This window comes from Streptomyces pathocidini (assembly GCF_001418495.1).
Taxonomy (GTDB): domain Bacteria; phylum Actinomycetota; class Actinomycetes; order Streptomycetales; family Streptomycetaceae; genus Streptomyces; species Streptomyces pathocidini.
Genome location: NZ_LIQY01000027.1, coordinates 1 through 12,148, shown reverse-complemented (window position 1 = coordinate 12,148; position 12,148 = coordinate 1). Strand labels below are relative to the sequence as shown.

General features: G+C 71.2%; 10 protein-coding genes and 2 pseudogenes. All 12 read right to left on the bottom strand.

The window, feature by feature from the left end; translation table 11 throughout:
* Positions 1-69 precede the first annotated feature (69 nt).
* Positions 70-825: pseudogene (gene coaBC / locus AOK16_RS01890) on the bottom strand (bifunctional phosphopantothenoylcysteine decarboxylase/phosphopantothenate--cysteine ligase CoaBC); the annotation flags it as partial.
* Positions 826-916: 91 nt separating this feature from the next.
* On the bottom strand, positions 917-1,189 hold the full coding sequence (gene rpoZ, locus AOK16_RS01885) for a DNA-directed RNA polymerase subunit omega (RefSeq protein WP_003982715.1): 273 nt from the start codon (positions 1,187-1,189) through the stop codon (positions 917-919).
* Positions 1,190-1,281: 92 nt separating this feature from the next.
* Positions 1,282-1,866 carry a guanylate kinase gene (gmk, locus tag AOK16_RS01880; RefSeq protein ID WP_055470440.1) on the bottom strand — a complete coding sequence of 195 codons (585 nt, stop codon included), beginning with the start codon at positions 1,864-1,866 and terminating at the stop codon, positions 1,282-1,284.
* A gap of 38 nt (positions 1,867-1,904) precedes the next feature.
* On the bottom strand, positions 1,905-2,228 hold the full coding sequence (locus tag AOK16_RS01875; RefSeq protein WP_031515413.1) for an integration host factor: 324 nt from the start codon (positions 2,226-2,228) through the stop codon (positions 1,905-1,907).
* 287 nt (positions 2,229-2,515) lie between these two features.
* Positions 2,516-3,358, bottom strand: a complete 843-nt coding sequence (gene pyrF / locus AOK16_RS01870; RefSeq protein ID WP_055470439.1) for an orotidine-5'-phosphate decarboxylase — start codon at positions 3,356-3,358, stop codon at positions 2,516-2,518.
* On the bottom strand, positions 3,355-4,467 hold the full coding sequence (locus AOK16_RS01865; RefSeq protein ID WP_055470438.1) for a quinone-dependent dihydroorotate dehydrogenase: 1,113 nt from the start codon (positions 4,465-4,467) through the stop codon (positions 3,355-3,357). Before AOK16_RS01865 ends, pyrF begins: the two co-directional genes overlap by 4 nt.
* Before the next feature lie 94 nt (positions 4,468-4,561).
* Positions 4,562-7,873: a carbamoyl-phosphate synthase large subunit gene (carB, locus tag AOK16_RS01860; protein WP_055470437.1), complete on the bottom strand. Its 3,312-nt coding sequence runs from the start codon at positions 7,871-7,873 to the stop codon at positions 4,562-4,564.
* A complete protein-coding gene (gene carA, locus AOK16_RS01855) occupies positions 7,866-9,041 on the bottom strand; it encodes a glutamine-hydrolyzing carbamoyl-phosphate synthase small subunit (RefSeq protein WP_055470436.1) in 1,176 nt (391 codons plus the stop codon). Before carA ends, carB begins: the two co-directional genes overlap by 8 nt.
* Entirely contained in the window at positions 9,038-9,619 is a 582-nt protein-coding gene (locus tag AOK16_RS01850) for a PH-like domain-containing protein (RefSeq protein WP_055470435.1), read from the bottom strand. The genes carA and AOK16_RS01850 overlap by 4 nt, the downstream gene beginning before the upstream one ends.
* Positions 9,616-10,905: a dihydroorotase gene (locus AOK16_RS01845; protein WP_055470434.1), complete on the bottom strand. Its 1,290-nt coding sequence runs from the start codon at positions 10,903-10,905 to the stop codon at positions 9,616-9,618. Before AOK16_RS01845 ends, AOK16_RS01850 begins: the two co-directional genes overlap by 4 nt.
* Positions 10,905-11,951 (bottom strand): aspartate carbamoyltransferase catalytic subunit, encoded by a 1,047-nt coding sequence (locus AOK16_RS01840; protein ID WP_055470433.1) that lies wholly within the window; start codon positions 11,949-11,951, stop codon positions 10,905-10,907. The genes AOK16_RS01845 and AOK16_RS01840 overlap by 1 nt, the downstream gene beginning before the upstream one ends.
* A gap of 88 nt (positions 11,952-12,039) precedes the next feature.
* Positions 12,040-12,148 (bottom strand): annotated as a pseudogene (locus AOK16_RS27870) (bifunctional pyr operon transcriptional regulator/uracil phosphoribosyltransferase PyrR); the annotation flags it as partial.

Below are 12,148 nucleotides of genomic sequence, written 5' to 3'. Positions count from 1 at the left end.
CGAGCCGCTCGACCCCGTGCGCTTCCTCGGCAACCGCTCCTCCGGCAAGCAGGGCTACGCCCTTGCCCGTACGGCCGTGTTGGCGGCGACCAGCGTCACACGGGCGCCGCGCGCCACGGCCGTACGGGCAAGGGCGTAGCCCTGCTTGCCGGAGGAGCGGTTGCCGAGGAAGCGCACGGGGTCGAGCGGCTCGCGGGTGCCGCCCGCGCTGACGACCACGTGCAGGCCCGACAGGTCGTCCCGTCTGCCGGCCGCCGCCGCGCGGGCCAGCACCCGGTGGCAGACGTCGAAGATCTCGCCGGGCTCCGGCAGCCGCCCCTTGCCGGTGTCCACCCCGGTCAGCCGGCCGACGGCCGGCTCGATGACGACGGCGCCGCGGCGGCGCAGCGTGGCGACGTTCTCCTGGGTGGCCGGGTGCTCCCACATCTCGGTGTGCATGGCGGGCGCGAAGACCACCGGGCAGCGGGCGGTGAGGAGGGTGTTGGTGAGGAGGTCGTCGGCCAGTCCGTGGGCGGCCTTGGCGAGCAGGTCGGCGGTGGCGGGGGCGACCACGACGAGGTCGGCGGCCTGGCCGATCCGGACGTGCGGCACTTCATGGACGGTCTCCCAGACCTCGTGGGAGGCGGGATGGCCGGAGAGCGCCGACCAGGTCGCCTCGCCGACGAAGTGCAGCGCCGAGGCCGTCGGCACGACCCGCACGTCATGTCCCGACTCGGACAGTCGGCGCAGCAGCTCGCACGCCTTGTACGCGGCGATTCCGCCACCCACCCCCAGGACGACCTTCGGCTGGTCGGGGGCCGTCTCGTTCACCCGTCGCTCGCTCATGGGTCTATGACACACCACGGCCCGGCGGACGTGCCGCCGGGCCTGTGGAAAAACCGAGGTTAGTGCTATTAATCGCGAAAACGCGGTGGCGTTACTGAGCCGGGCCCTCGACGGCCTCGGAGGTCAGCAGACCGGCGTTGATCTCGCGCAGGGCGATCGACAGCGGCTTCTCGTGCACGTGGGTGTCCACGAGCGGGCCGACGTACTCCAGCAGGCCCTCGCCGAGCTGGGAGTAGTACGCGTTGATCTGACGCGCGCGCTTGGCCGCGTAGATCACGAGGCTGTACTTCGAGTCGGTGGCCTCGAGCAGCTCGTCGATCGGCGGGTTGATGATGCCCTCGGGCGCGGTGATGGAAGAGGACACGCTCTACCTTCCGAAAGGGGGATGAAGATCGTCACGAATTCGGGGGTTTCGGGGACTCGCGGCCCAGGCCGCTTATGTCCGGGTCCCGAATATCACAGCAAGGCTAGCAGTTCGCGGGCCACATCCTCGACCGAGGTGTTGACCAGCGTCCCGTCGAACTCGGACTCCGCCGCCAGCTCGGTCTTCGCGACCTCCAGCCGGCGCCGGATGACCTCCGGCGGCTCGGTGCCGCGGCCGGTGAGGCGGCGGACCAGCTCGTCCCAGCTCGGCGGGGCGAGGAAGACCAGCTGCGCCTCCGGCATGGACTTGCGGACCAGCCGGGCGCCCTGGAGGTCGATCTCCAGCAGCACGGGCTCACCCGCCTCCAGGTGGTCCAGCACGGCCCGGCGCGGGGTGCCGTAGCGGTTGCCCGCGAACTCGGCCCATTCCAGCAGCTCGCCGTTGGCGATGAGCTTGTCGAACTCCTCGTCGTCGACGAAGAAGTACTGGACGCCGTGGCGCTCGCCGGGCCGCGGCCTACGGGTGGTGGCCGAGACCGAGAGCCAGACCTCGGGATATTCCTTGCGCAGATGTGCGACGACCGTGCTCTTGCCGACCCCTGAGGGGCCGGAGAGCACGGTCAGCCGCGGACGTACTTCCGGGGGTACGGGGGTCGCCCCCCGGGATGTTGCAGCCATGCAGCGATTATCCAGGTTCTCAGGAGTGCCTGAGAACGTCAGGCGGCGGTGCCGCCGAACTCGCGCTCCAGGGAGGCGATCTGGTTGGAGCCGAGACCGCGCACGCGGCGGCTCTCGGAGATGCCGAGCCGCTCCATGATCTGCTTGGCACGCACCTTGCCGACGCCGGGCAGGGACTCCAGGAGCGCGGAGACCTTCATCTTGCCGATGACGTCGTTCTCCTGGCCCTGCTTGATGACCTCGTGCAGCGATGCGCCGGAGTGCTTGAGTCGATTCTTGACCTCGGCCCGCTCCCGGCGAGCCGCGGCGGCCTTTTCGAGCGCGGCTGCGCGCTGTTCAGGGGTAAGGGGCGGAAGAGCCACGCCTACGTCACCTCGGATGTCGAACTGTCGGATACGGACCGGTGAGGAACCTAGTCGCCCCACACCTGCGGAGCAACGAGCAACGCGCTTGCACGTTCTCCCCCACTGCCTGAAGGGGCGTGGGAGGCGCCCCACTTGTCGGAGACTAGCGGCCAAGGCCGCCGGAGTCAGCGAGAACGGACGAAAAGTCCTGGTCAGACTCAGTTGACTCCGACAATTCGGTCAAATCAGCCTCTGATTTCGCCGAAATTGTTCAACGGGGCGGACTCCCGACCGCCCGGCCCGTCCTATGCGGCGCCCACCGCCGCCCGTACCTCGTCCGCGAAGCGCGCCGCGGCCTCCCGCAGACCCGCCGCGTCCGGGCCGTGCCGGAGCACGCCGCGGCTGACGCTGGGGACGACGTTGGAGACCGCCGCACCGAAGACGCCGGGCAGGTCCGCCGGGGTCGCCCCCTGGGCGCCGATGCCGGGGGCCAGCAGCGGGCCGTTGATGGCGAGGTCGGCCCCCGCGTCGCCGAGGGTCGCGCCGACCACGGCGCCGACCGAGCCCAGCGGCTCGGCGCCCTCGTTCTCGGCCGCCATGTGGTCGAGCATGACCTGCGCCAGGGACCGGCCCCCGGCCGCGGTCGCCCGCTGCACCTCGGCCCCCTCCGGGTTGGAGGTGAGCGCGAGGACGAAGACCCCGCAGCCGCCCAGCACGGCCGCGTCCAGCGCCGGGCGAAGCGATCCGAAGCCCAGGTACGGGCTGACGGTCACGGCGTCGGAGAACAGCGGGCTGTCCCGGTGGAGGTAGGTGGCGGCGTACGCGCCCATGGTGGAGCCGATGTCGCCGCGCTTGGCGTCCATGAGGACCAGGGCACCGGCCTCGCGGGCGTCGGCGACGGCCCGCTCCAGGACGGCGATGCCGCGGGAGCCGAAGCGCTCGAAGAAGGCGGACTGCGGCTTGAGGACCGCGACCCGGTCGGCGAGCGCGTCGACGACGGTGCGGGTGAATCGCTCCAGGCCCGCGACGTCGTCGTTCAGGCCCCAGTCGGTGAGCAGCGAGGCGTGCGGGTCGATGCCCACGCACAGCGGACCGCGGGTGTCCATGGCGCGGCGCAGCCGGGCGCCGAACGGTTCGGGTTCGGTCATCGGACGGTGGCCTTTCGGGTCTCGGCGCCCACGGCGTCGGCGAGGGTGGCGTACGGACTGGCGGCGAGGCGGGCGGCGAGCCCGCGGTTGATCCGCCGGCACCAGAAGGGGCCCTCGTAGATGAAGGCGCTGTAGCCCTGGACGAGGCCGGCGCCGACGAGGATGCGCTGCCAGACATCGTCGGCGGTCTCGATGCCGCCGACCCCGACGAGGGTGATCCGGTCGCCCACGCGCGCGTAGAGGCGGCGCAGCACCTCCAGGGAGCGGGTCTTCAGGGGCGCTCCGGAGAGACCGCCGGTCTCGGCGGTCAGGTCCGGGTCGGCGGTGAGGCCGAGGCCGTCGCGGGCGATGGTGGTGTTGGTGGCGATGATGCCGTCCAGGTCAAGCTCGACGGCGAGGTCCGCGACGGCGTCGACGTCCTCGTCCGCCAGGTCCGGCGCGATCTTGACGAGCAGGGGGACGCGGCGGCCGGTGACCGTGCGGTCGGCGGCCTCGCGTACGGCCGTCAGCAGCGGGCGGAGGTGGTCGACGGCCTGGAGGTTGCGTAGGCCCGGGGTGTTCGGGGAGGACACGTTCACGACCAGGTAGTCGGCGTGGGCGGCGAGGCGCTCGGTCGAGGTCACGTAGTCGGCGACGGCCTCCTCCTCCGGGACGACCTTGGTCTTGCCGATGTTGACGCCGAGGACGGGCCGGAAGACCGGCTCGCGGCGCGCCAGCCGGTCGGCGACCGCGGCCGAGCCGTCATTGTTGAACCCCATCCGGTTGATCAGCGCACGGTCCGGGACGAGCCGGAAGAGCCGCTTGCGGGGGTTGCCGGACTGCGGCTGCGCGGTGACCGTGCCGATCTCGACGTGGTCGAAGCCGAGCATGGCCAGTCCGTCGACGGCGGCCGCGTTCTTGTCGAAGCCGGCGGCCAGACCGAAGGGTCCGGCGTGTTCCAGGCCGAGGGCCGTGGTCTTCAACTCCGGGTGGCGGGGCGCCAGTACGGCCCGTACGAGACCGCGCAGCAGGGGTACGCGCGCGAGGCGGTGGATCCAGGCGAAGGCCAGGTGGTGCGCCTGCTCGGGGTCCATCCGCCGGAAGATCAGCTGGAAGAAGAGGGGGTACATAAGGAGCCGGGGCCTTCCACGGGCGAGAGGGGTCCTAAAGGGGGGCCTTTTCGCCGGCCCGCCCTATAGAGGAGGGGCGGGCCGGCGGAGGGGGTCAGGCCTCGCGGGCGGCGACCAGGTGCTCGGCGTGCTCCTGGAGGGAGCGGACGCCGATGTCGCCGCGGCTGAGCGCCTCGATGCCCTGGACCGCGGCGGCCAGCGCCTGGACCGTGGTCAGGCAGGGCACCCCGCGGGAGACCGCGGCCGTACGGATGTCGTAGCCGTCGAGACGGCCGCCGGTGCCGTACGGGGTGTTGACGATCAGGTCGACCTGGCCGTCGTGGATCAGCTGGACGATGGTCTTCTCGCCGTGCGGCCCCTCGCCCTCGCTCTGCTTGCGCACGACCGTGGCGTTGATGCCGTTGCGCTTGAGGACCTCGGCGGTGCCGGAGGTGGCGAGCAACTCGAAGCCGTGGGCGACCAGTTCGCGCGCCGGGAAGATCATCGAGCGCTTGTCGCGGTTGGCGACCGAGACGAAGGCGCGCCCCTTGGTCGGCAGCGCCCCGTAGGCCCCGGCCTGCGACTTGGCGTACGCGGTGCCGAAGACGGAGTCGATGCCCATGACCTCGCCGGTGGAGCGCATCTCGGGCCCGAGGATGGTGTCCACGCCGCGTCCGGAGGTGTCCCGGAAGCGGGTCCAGGGCATCACGGCCTCCTTGACGGAGATCGGCGCGTCGAGCGGGAGTGTCCCGCCGTCGCCGGTCTTCGGCAGCAGGCCCTCCTCGCGGAGTTCGGCGATGCTCGCGCCCAGCGAGATGCGGGCGGCGGCCTTGGCCAGCGGTACGGCGGTGGCTTTGGAGGTGAAGGGGACGGTGCGGGAGGCGCGCGGGTTGGCCTCCAGCACGTAGAGGATGTCCCCGGCCATCGCGAACTGGATGTTGATCAGGCCGCGTACGCCGACGCCCTTGGCAATGGCCTCCGTCGAGGCGCGCAGCCGCTTGATGTCGAAGCCGCCGAGGGTGATCGGGGGCAGCGCGCAGGCGGAGTCGCCGGAGTGGATGCCGGCCTCCTCGATGTGCTCCATGACGCCGCCGAGGTAGAGCTCGGTGCCGTCGTAGAGCGCGTCAACGTCGATCTCGATGGCGTCGTCGAGGAACCGGTCGACCAGGACCGGGTGTTCGGAGATCAGGCCGGCGTGGCGGGTCAGGTACTCGGCGAGCGAGGGCTCGTCGTAGACGATCTCCATGCCGCGGCCGCCCAGCACGTAGGAGGGGCGGACCATGACCGGGTAGCCGATCTCGGCGGCGATCTCCTTGGCCTCGTCGAAGGAGAAGGCGGTGCCGTACTTCGGCGCGGGCAGCCCGGCCTCGGTCAGCACCCGGCCGAAGGCGCCGCGCTCCTCGGCGAGGTTGATCGCCTCGGGTGAGGTGCCGACGATCGGCACGCCGTTGTCCTTGAGCGCCTGGGCCAGGCCCAGCGGGGTCTGGCCGCCGAGCTGGACGATGACGCCCGCGACCGGGCCCGCCTCCGACTCGGCGTGGACGATCTCCAGTACGTCCTCCAGGGTGAGCGGCTCGAAGTAGAGCCGGTCGGAGGTGTCGTAGTCGGTGGAGACGGTCTCCGGGTTGCAGTTGACCATCACGGTCTCGTAGCCGGCCTCGCTGAGCGCAAAGGATGCGTGGACGCAGGAGTAGTCGAACTCGATGCCCTGGCCGATGCGGTTGGGGCCGGAGCCGAGGATGATCACGGCGGGCTTCTCGCGCGGCGCGACCTCGGACTCCTCGTCGTAGGAGGAGTAGAAGTACGGGGTGCGGGCGGCGAATTCGGCGGCGCAGGTGTCGACCGTCTTGTAGACCGGCCGTACGCCGAGCGCGTGGCGGACCTCGCGGACGACGTCCTCGCGCAGGTCGCGGATCGCGGCGATCTGGGCGTCGGAGAAGCCGTACCGCTTGGCCTCGGCGAGGAGTTCGGGGCCGAGCTCGTCGGCGGCCGCGAGCTCGTCGGCGATCTCCTTGATCAGGAAGAGCTGGTCGACGAACCACGGGTCGATCTTCGTCGCCTCGAAGACCTCCCGCGGGCTCGCACCGGCGCGGACGGCCTCCATGACGGTGTTGATCCGGCCGTCGGTGGGGATCCGGGCGGAGTTGAGCAGCTCGTCCTTGTCGCCCAGCGGGCCGGTGAAGGAGAACGGGCCGCCCTTCTTCTCCAGCGAGCGCAGCGCCTTGTTGAGCGCTTCGGGGAAGTTGCGGCCGATGGCCATGGCCTCGCCCACCGACTTCATGGTGGTGGTGAGGGTGGCGTCGGCGGCCGGGAACTTCTCGAAGGCGAACCGCGGCACCTTGACCACTACGTAGTCAAGGGTCGGCTCGAAGGAGGCCGGGGTCTTCTCGGTGATGTCGTTGGGGATCTCGTCCAGCGTGTAGCCGATGGCGAGACGGGCCGCGATCTTGGCGATCGGGAAGCCGGTGGCCTTGGAGGCGAGCGCGGAGGAGCGGGAGACACGCGGGTTCATCTCGATGACGATGACCCGGCCGTCCTCGGGGTTGACCGCGAACTGGATGTTGCAGCCGCCGGTGTCGACGCCGACCTCGCGGATCACGGCGATGCCGATGTCCCGCAGGATCTGGTACTCGCGGTCGGTCAGCGTCATCGCCGGGGCGACGGTGATCGAGTCACCGGTGTGCACGCCCATCGGGTCGAAGTTCTCGATGGAGCAGACGACCACGACGTTGTCGTGCTTGTCGCGCATCAGCTCCAGCTCGTACTCCTTCCAGCCGAGGATGGACTCCTCCAGGAGCACCTCGGTGGTCGGTGAGAGGGCCAGGCCCTGGCCGGCGATGCGGCGCAGCTCCTGCTCGTCGTGCGCAAAGCCGGAGCCGGCGCCGCCCATGGTGAAGGACGGCCGTACGACCACGGGGTAGCCGCCGAGGGTGTCGACGCCCGCGAGGACCTCGTCCATGGTGTGGCAGATGACCGAGCGGGCCGATTCGCCGTGCCCGATGCGGGCGTTGACGGCCGCCACGACCGCCTTGAACAGGTCGCGGTCCTCGCCCTTGTGGATGGCCTCGACGTTGGCGCCGATCAGCTCGACGCCGTAGGTGTCCAGGACGCCCGACTCGTGGAGCGAGATGGCGGTGTTGAGCGCGGTCTGACCGCCCAGGGTGGGCAGGAGCGCGTCGGGGCGCTCCTTCGCGATGATCTTCTCGACGATGTCCGGGGTGATCGGCTCGACGTACGTGGCGTCGGCGATCTCCGGGTCGGTCATGATCGTGGCCGGGTTGGAGTTGACCAGGACCACCCGCAGGCCCTCGGACTTGAGGACGCGGCAGGCCTGGGTGCCGGAGTAGTCGAACTCGGCGGCCTGGCCGATGACGATCGGGCCGGAGCCGATGACCAGGACGGACTGGATGTCGGTGCGCTTAGGCACGCTGGCCCTCCATCAGGGTGGCGCTGAGTTGATTGTTGTCTCGCATGAGCTCAACAAACCGGTCGAAGAGGTAGGCGGCGTCGTGCGGGCCCGCGGCGGCTTCGGGGTGGTACTGGACGCTGAACGCGGGCCGGTCGAGCAGTTGGAGGCCTTCCACCACGCCGTCGTTGAGGCAGACGTGGGAGACCTCGGCGCGGCCGTACGGGGTGTCGGACGGGGCGTCGAGCGGGGCGTCGACGGCGAAGCCGTGGTTGTGCGCGGTGACCTCGACCTTGCCGGTCGTGCGGTCCTGCACGGGCTGGTTGATGCCGCGGTGGCCGTACTTGAGCTTGTACGTGCCGAAGCCCAGCGCGCGGCCGAGGATCTGGTTGCCGAAGCAGATGCCGAACAGCGGGGTCTTCCGCTCCAGGACGCCCCGCATGACCGACACCGGGTGGTCGGCGGTGGCCGGGTCGCCCGGGCCGTTGGAGAAGAACACGCCGTCGGGGTTCACCGCGTACACGTCCTCGAGCGTGGCCGAGGCCGGCAGGACGTGCACCTCGATGCCGCGCTCGGCCATCCGGTGCGGGGTCATGCCCTTGATGCCGAGGTCGACCGCGGCGACGGTGAAGCGCTTGGTACCGATCGCCGGGACGACGTAGGTCTCCTGGGTGGCGACCTCGTCGCTCAGGTTCGCGCCCTTCATCTGCGGCTGGGCCTGCACCTTGGCGAGCAGTTCGGCCTCGTCGGCGATGGCCCGGCCCGAGAAGATGCCGACGCGCATGGCGCCGCGCTCGCGCAGATGGCGGGTGAGCGCCCGGGTGTCGATGCCGCTGATGCCGACGACGCCCTGGGCGGTCAACTCCTCGTCGAGGGTGCGCACCGAGCGCCAGTTGGAGGGCGTGCGCGCGGGGTCCCGGACCACGTAGCCGGAGACCCAGATCCGCCGGGATTCGGGGTCCTCGTCGTTGACGCCCGTGTTGCCGATGTGCGGGGCGGTCATGACGACGACCTGGCGGTGGTACGAGGGGTCGGTCAGGGTCTCCTGGTAGCCGGTCATGCCGGTGGAGAAGACGGCCTCGCCGAACGTCTCCCCCACGGCCCCGTAGGCGCGGCCGCGGAAGATGCGGCCGTCCTCCAGGACGAGGATGGCGGGGGCCTTGGCGGCTCCGCGGGTGGAGGTCGTCATCTGTCGGCGCCTTCCGTCGTGTTGGTTTGGTTCATGTGGTCGATGGCCTCGACCCAGGCGGGGTGTTCGGCGGCGTGGTCGGCGCGGAAGCCGGAGTCGATCGACTTCTCGCCGCAGCTCCAGGTGATCACCAGCAGGCCGCCCTCGGTAAGGACCTTGCCGGCGATGCCCTTGTCGAGCCGGGCGCCGCGCAGGTCGGCCGCGGGCACGAAGAAGTCCCGCGCCCCGGGCCGTACGACCGCCAGGCCCTCGTCGGTGAGGGTCAGTTCGGCGCGGCTGCGGGTGCCCAGGCCGTGGGCGACGATCCGGTCGAGCCACTGGCCGGCGGTGGTGGAGCCGTGGTAGCGGCCGGACAGCGAAAGCCGCGGCTCGGGCAGCACCTCGGGCACGGGGTGCGGCTCGGGCAGGTCGGACTGGAGGACGGCACGCCACTTCCAGCCCTCCCGCATCAGCCAGTAGAGCAGCGCGACGAACAGCAGCAGGCCGACGACCCAGCCGATGCGCGCGGCCCAGTCGGTGACCTCCTGGGACTTCCGCTCGGCCGCCAGTCCGGCGGCCAGGATTGCCGTAGGTGTCACGCCAGCTTCCCGTCCACGACCGTCGCCCGGCCCCGCAGGAAGGTGTGGGTGACACGCCCCGGCAGCTCGCGGCCCTCGTACGGGGTGTTGCGGCTGCGGGAGGCGAAGCCCGCGGGGTCCACCACACCACGGTAAGCCGGATCGACGAGCACCAGGTTGGCGGGCTCGCCGGCCGCGACGGGCCGTCCGTGGCCCTCCAGGCGGCCGATGGCGGCCGGGCGGAAGGACATCCGGTCGGCGACCTGCGCCCAGTCGAGGAGGCCGGTGTCGACCATCGTGTGCTGGACCACGGACAGCGCGGTCTCGAGACCGACCATGCCCATGGCCGCGGCGGACCACTCGCAGTCCTTGTCCTCGTGCGGGTGCGGGGCGTGGTCGGTGGCGACGCAGTCGATGGTGCCGTCGGCGAGCGCCTCCCGCAGGGCCAGGACGTCGGCCTCGGTGCGCAGCGGCGGGTTCACCTTGTAGACGGGGTTGTACGAGCGCACCAGCTCGTCGGTGAGGAGCAGATGGTGCGGGGTGACCTCGGCGGTGACGTCCCAGCCCTTGGACTTGGCCCAGCGGACGATCTCGACGGACCCGGCCGTGGAGAGGTGGCAGATGTGCACGCGCGAGCCGACGTGGGCGGCGAGGAGCACGTCGCGGGCGATGATCGACTCCTCGGCGACGGCGGGCCAGCCGCCGAGGCCGAGTTCGGCGGAGACGACGCCCTCGTTCATCTGGGCGCCCTCGGTGAGCCGGGGCTCCTGGGCATGCTGGGCGACGACACCGTCGAAGGCCTTCACGTACTCCAGCGCGCGGCGCATGATCACGGCGTCGTCCACGCACTTGCCGTCGTCGGAGAAGACCCGGACGCCGGCGGCGGACTCGTGCATGGCGCCGAGTTCGGCGAGCTGCTTGCCCTCCAGACCGACGGTGACGGCGCCGACGGGCTGCACATCGCAGTAGCCGGACTCGCGGCCGAGGCGCCAGACCTGCTCGACGACGCCCGCGGTGTCGGCGACCGGAAAGGTGTTGGCCATCGCGTGGACGGCGGTGAAGCCGCCGACGGCCGCGGCCTTGGTGCCGGTGAGGACCGTCTCGGAGTCCTCGCGGCCGGGCTCGCGCAGGTGGGTGTGGAGGTCGACCAGGCCGGGCAGCAGGATCGCGCCCCGGGCATCGACCACGGTGGCGCCCTCGGCCTCGATGCCGGTGCCGACGCGGGCGATGGTCTCGCCCTCGATGAGGACGTCCTGCGGCTCGCCGCCGAGCACCTTCGCCCCGCGGATCAGGATCGTGGAAGTCATCACTTGCTCTCTTCGGTGCGGGAGTTGGGGTTCTCGGCCTTGGTTTCAGCGCTCTCGGCCGCGGGCTCGAGCACGGCTCCGCCCAGCAGCAGGTACAGGACGGCCATCCGGATGCTGACGCCGTTGGCGACCTGCTCGACGGCGGTGCAGCGCCGCGAGTCGGCGACCTCGGCGGTGATCTCCATGCCGCGGTTCATCGGGCCAGGGTGCATGACGATCGCGTGCTCGGGCATGCGGGCCATCCGGTCGCCGTCGAGCCCGTAGCGGCGGGCGTACTCGCGCTCGGTCGGGAAGAACGCGGCGTTCATCCGCTCGCGCTGGACGCGGAGCATCATCACGGCGTCGGACTTGGGCACCACGGAGTCCAGGTCGTAACTGACCTCGCAGGGCCACCTCTCGACGCCGATCGGTACGAGGGTGGGCGGCGCGACGAGGGTGACCTCGGCGCCCAGGGTGTGCAGCAGGTGCACGTTGGAGCGGGCGACGCGGCTGTGCAGGACGTCGCCGACGATCGTGATGCGGCGGCCGGTCAGGTCGCGCCCTGTGCCGTCTCCGCCGCCCTGGTGGTGGGTGGGGCCGCCGTCGGGGGCGCCCGCGAGGTGGCGGCGCATGGTGAAGGCGTCGAGCAGCGCCTGGGTGGGGTGCTCGTGGGTGCCGTCGCCGGCGTTGACGACCGAGCCGTTGATCCAGCCGGAGGTGGCGAGCCGGTGGGGGGCGCCGGAGGCGTGGTGGCGGATGACGACCGCGTCGGCGCCCATCGCCTCCAGGGTCAGAGCGGTGTCCTTCAGGGACTCGCCCTTGGAGACCGAGGAGCCCTTGGCCGAGAAGTTGATGACGTCGGCGGAGAGCCGCTTGGCGGCGGCCTCGAACGAGATGCGGGTGCGGGTCGAGTCCTCGAAGAAGAGGTTGACGACGGTGCGGCCGCGCAGGGTCGGCAGCTTCTTGATGGGCCGGTCGGCGACCCGGGCCATCTCCTCCGCGGTGTCCAGGATCAGGACGGCGTCGTCGCGGGAGAGGTCGGCGGCCGAGATGAGGTGGCGCTTCATCCTTGGGGCTCCGTGGGTGGGAGTGAGGGGCGGGCGTACGGGCGCGGTCGTGGCGCCGTCCCGGGTTCCGGGCCGGCCCACACGGGCGTTACCGCTCGGCGGCGGAGGCGGTCTCTCGTACGCCGAGGAGCACGCTGTCGCGGCCGTCCTCCTCGGTGAGCTGGACCTTCACCATCTCCCGCAGCGACGTCGGGAGG

Coding starts and splice junctions, on each gene's coding strand:
- gmk (WP_055470440.1), bottom strand. CDS start 1,866: ATGGCTGCAACATCCCGGGGGGCGACCCCCGTACCCCCGGAAGTACGT.
- pyrF (WP_055470439.1), bottom strand. CDS start 3,358: ATGACCGAACCCGAACCGTTCGGCGCCCGGCTGCGCCGCGCCATGGAC.
- AOK16_RS01865 (WP_055470438.1), bottom strand. CDS start 4,467: ATGTACCCCCTCTTCTTCCAGCTGATCTTCCGGCGGATGGACCCCGAG.
- carA (WP_055470436.1), bottom strand. CDS start 9,041: ATGACGACCTCCACCCGCGGAGCCGCCAAGGCCCCCGCCATCCTCGTC.
- AOK16_RS01845 (WP_055470434.1), bottom strand. CDS start 10,905: ATGACTTCCACGATCCTGATCCGCGGGGCGAAGGTGCTCGGCGGCGAG.
- AOK16_RS01840 (WP_055470433.1), bottom strand. CDS start 11,951: ATGAAGCGCCACCTCATCTCGGCCGCCGACCTCTCCCGCGACGACGCC.